General features: G+C 32.8%; 5 protein-coding genes. 3 read left to right on the top strand and 2 right to left on the bottom strand.

The features are described from left to right. Window positions 1-44: 44 nt before the first annotated feature. Window positions 45-485, bottom strand: coding sequence for a hypothetical protein (locus tag AFK68_RS06680; protein WP_094672088.1), 441 nt, complete (start codon window positions 483-485; stop codon window positions 45-47). Window positions 486-603: 118 nt separating this feature from the next. Then, window positions 604-1,173, bottom strand: a complete 570-nt coding sequence (locus tag AFK68_RS06675) for a hypothetical protein (protein WP_094672087.1) — start codon at window positions 1,171-1,173, stop codon at window positions 604-606. Between the two features lie 79 nt (window positions 1,174-1,252). Here AFK68_RS06675 and AFK68_RS06670 point away from each other — a divergent pair, with 79 nt between their 5' ends. The 3 genes from AFK68_RS06670 (at window position 1,253) to AFK68_RS06660 (ending at window position 3,440) form a co-directional block, all read left to right on the top strand. Continuing rightward, window positions 1,253-2,005, top strand: a complete 753-nt coding sequence (locus AFK68_RS06670; RefSeq protein WP_094672090.1) for an SDR family oxidoreductase — start codon at window positions 1,253-1,255, stop codon at window positions 2,003-2,005. 147 nt (window positions 2,006-2,152) lie between these two features. Further along, the coding region (locus tag AFK68_RS43340) for an SDR family oxidoreductase (protein WP_143437635.1) at window positions 2,153-2,244 on the top strand (92 nt) is incomplete at its 5' end. A gap of 428 nt (window positions 2,245-2,672) precedes the next feature. Further along, a complete protein-coding gene (locus AFK68_RS06660) occupies window positions 2,673-3,440 on the top strand; it encodes an SDR family oxidoreductase (protein WP_094672086.1) in 768 nt (255 codons plus the stop codon). Window positions 3,441-3,829: the final 389 nt, after the last annotated feature.

The raw sequence follows: 3,829 nt of genomic DNA, 5'->3' as shown, positions 1-3,829 counted from the left end.
TTCTATTACAGAAGAGGTAATAATTAATTATTAATTATTAATTATTAATTATTAATTATTTCTGTAGCTATCTCTCTCAACCATATAGCAATTTCTGCGGTTTGGTCAACATAAGAATAAGCTGGTTTTTCGGTTAACCAAGCTCCTGTTTCAGTCTGAATAGTTAACAAATAATCGGCAATACTTTTTGATAATTCAGTTGCTTTTATTTCTCCTGTTAGATTAGCAATTATAGCAGCACCCCACGCCACCTTATGACTAAAATAAAATGAGCGGATATTTTCATGGCAACTCAAAGCAAAATCTAGATATTTTTGGGCAGTATTTAGGTAAAAATTATCCCCAGTGGTTCTGTAGAGATTAGCCAAAAAAGCCAGAGGATATCCAATCATAAAATAGGCTTGATTTGGTTGATTTGCACTGACCTGAAAAAATAAAGATACATCCTCAGAAAAATCAAGTATTAGTTTTTCCTCATCATTCATCCTTCAATAATTGATAATGGATAATGGATAATTGATAATTACCTCTCCCTAAAACGGATTGGATTGAATAAAAGGAAAATCAATTCATTGTTTCTCTTGATCTAGTTGGCTTTATACCTTAATTATTCGGTAAATAAAATCCAGAGTTAATATCTGGCTGAATATTGATAAATTTATCTAACAATTTTCCAGCCTTTTTTGCTCTTTCCAGATCCCCAAAATATAAACAAGTTAATCCTAAATGAGTAGTAGTCAAAACATCTACAACATTTTCACCTTTTTCAAAAGGTTTGTTAGTTGTAAAACCATCCAATTCTGGATGATAAAATGATGTTAAATATTGATAAACAGGATAAGAAACATCAAAGCGCCCCATTTTCTGAGCAGCTATAGCAATCGAACCATTGATATAAGCCAAATATTCACCAAAAGCATCATTTTCACTTTTATAATTTTCCTGGGTTGTTAAATCTCCATTTGCTCTTAAAAACTTATTTTTTATATAATTCAATATTCTATTAGCTAACTCTATTTTTCCAGATATATAAAACAGATAAGGAGACTTATAATAACAAGCTAAATCCTGAGTTTCTAGATAATAACTACCATCATCATTAATTTGAGTTTCTAACCAATTAACTGCTTTGATTGAGCTATCAATATATTTAAGAATAATTTCTTGTGTCATAATTAAAATGCTAGATAAATGGTAATATTAATCTTGGATATTATCATATTTTGGAACAAATACAAGCCTAATGAATCTGATGAAAGAATTTGAGGGAAAAGTTGCCCTAATCACGGGAGGAAGTTCTGGTATTGGTAGAGCTACTGCTATAGCTTTTGCTAAGAAAGGAGCCAAAGTAGTTATTGGCGATCGCATGGAAAAAGAAGGTCAAGAAACAGTGGCAATGATTAAAGAAATTGGCAGTGAAGCTATATTTATCAAAACAGATATTACTCAAGCCACTGAAGTTGAAAACTTAGTTAATCAAACAATTAATACTTATAATCGTTTAGATTACGCCTTCAATAATGCAGGTACAGAAGGAACATTAGGACCTAGTATTGAACAAACTGAAGAAAATTGGAATCAGATTATTAATACCAATCTTAAAGGAGTTTGGTTATCAATGAAATATCAGATTCCACAAATGTTAAAAAATGGTGGGGGAGCAATAGTAAATAATGCTTCTGTAGCGGGACTAATTGGTGTTCCTAATCTTTCAATTTACTGTGCTAGTAAACATGGTGTAATAGGGTTAACAAAAGCTGTTGCTTTGGAACAAGCAAAAGCAGGTATTAGGATTAATAGTGTTTGTCCTGGTCCGACTCAAACAGATTTACTTGACCGTATTTTATCTAAGATTGGTCGGAGTGAAGCTAAGGCAGCACAACCTATTGGTCGTTTTGGCAAACCAGAAGAAATAGCTAATGCTGTTGTTTGGTTATGTTCCGATGCAGCTAGTTTTATTACAGGTCATTCCCTCACAATAGACGGTGGTTATACTGTACAATAGTTGCAGTTATATTCCCTGGTTAAGCTAGCGTATTTTACCAGGGAATTTTGATGGAATTATTTAACCATTTAACTGTGCAAAAAATATCTAACGTTAACATTTTTACCCTTTTTATTTCCGATTTACTGCTAATAAAGCAGCAGTAANTAGCTAATGCTGTTGTTTGGTTATGTTCCGATGCAGCTAGTTTTATTACAGGTCATTCCCTCACAATAGACGGTGGTTATACTGTACAATAGTTGCAGTTATATTCCCTGGTTAATCGAGTATTTGACTAGGGAATTTTGATGGAATTATTTAACCATTTAACAGCGCTAAAAATTTATGATTCGACCTTTTTACTTTAGAGATAAAATTTTTGATAATTAGTGATGATTTTTGAATAATCACTAATTTTATCTGAGCAATAGCTGTTCATTAATTGATAGTGGATAATTGATAATTACCTCTCCCATTTAGGGAGAGGATTGACCAATAAGGAAAAAAATTTATTTCTCTTGGTTGATTAGAGATGGCGTTAACGAAGTGGCTCTGCACTCTTCGGGAAACCTCGCCATCTCTCGACCGCTTTTTCCCCTTTCAAGGGGAGGCTAATAAAGCTGAATGATTTAATGAATAATTATTAATTATTCGGTAAAATTTAGTGTTGTTTATACAACCATAAATTATGAGTAACGAATTTGAAGGAAAAGTTGCCCTAATCACGGGAGGAAGTTCTGGTATTGGTAGAGCTACTGCTATAGCTTTTGCTAAGAAAGGAGCCAAAATAGTTATTGCTAGTCGTAGGGAAAAAGAAAGCGAAGAAACAGTGGCAATGATTAAAGAAATTGGCAGCGAAGCTATCTTTGTCAAAACAGATATTACTCAAGCTACTGAAGTTGAAAACTTAGTTAATCAAACAATTAATACTTATAATCGTTTAGATTACGCCTTCAATAATGCAGGTACAGAAGGAATATTAGGACCTAGTATTGAACAAACTGAAGAAAATTGGAATCAGGTTATTAGTACCAATCTTAAAGGAGTTTGGTTATCGATGAAATATCAAATTCCAGAAATGTTAAAAAATGGTGGGGGATCAATAGTAAATAATGCTTCTATAGCGGGATTAATTGGTTTTCCTAATGGTTCAATTTACGGTGCTAGTAAACATGGTGTAATAGGGTTAACAAAAGCTGTTGCTTTGGAACAAGCAACGGCAGGTATTAGAATTAATAGTGTTTGTCCTGGTGTAATTCAAACAGATATGGTTGACCGTGGTTTTAGCCAGGATGATGATGGTGAAGCTAAAGCACAAATAGCAGCAGCACACCCTATTGGTCGTATTGGTAAACCAGAAGAAGTAGCTAATGCTGTTGTTTGGTTATGTTCCGATGCAGCTAGTTTTATTACAGGTCATTCCCTCACAATAGACGGTGGTTATACTGTACAATAGTTGCAGTTATATTCCCTGGTTAAGCTAGCGTATTTTACCAGGGAATTTTGATGGAATTATTTAACCATTTAACTGTGCAAAAAATATCTAACGTTAACATTTTTACCCTTTTTATTTCCGATTTACTGCTAATAAAGCAGCAGTAAAAATTAATAATTTATCTTTTTATTAGGTGTTAATTGCCTATTTTTTTGTTGATGGTTATGTCGGGAAAAATTTTATCATGTTTATATAGAAATCCTAATTTATTTGTAAGATTTTGGTGGTAGTCAGAAAAATAGCTTGACTGAAAAAATTTGACATGATACTATAAGTATAATGGGAAAGGTGCGCTCATATATACTCAAAGTCATCCACTCAGAAATCAGCACTTGCCAGTATTATCTAAT

Origin of the sequence: Hydrocoleum sp. CS-953, from assembly GCF_002260545.1 — a bacterium.
Classification (GTDB): Bacteria; Cyanobacteriota; Cyanobacteriia; order Cyanobacteriales; family Microcoleaceae; genus Trichodesmium.
The sequence above is the reverse complement of the archived record's forward strand: the minus strand, read 5'-3'. Positions and strand labels throughout refer to the sequence as shown.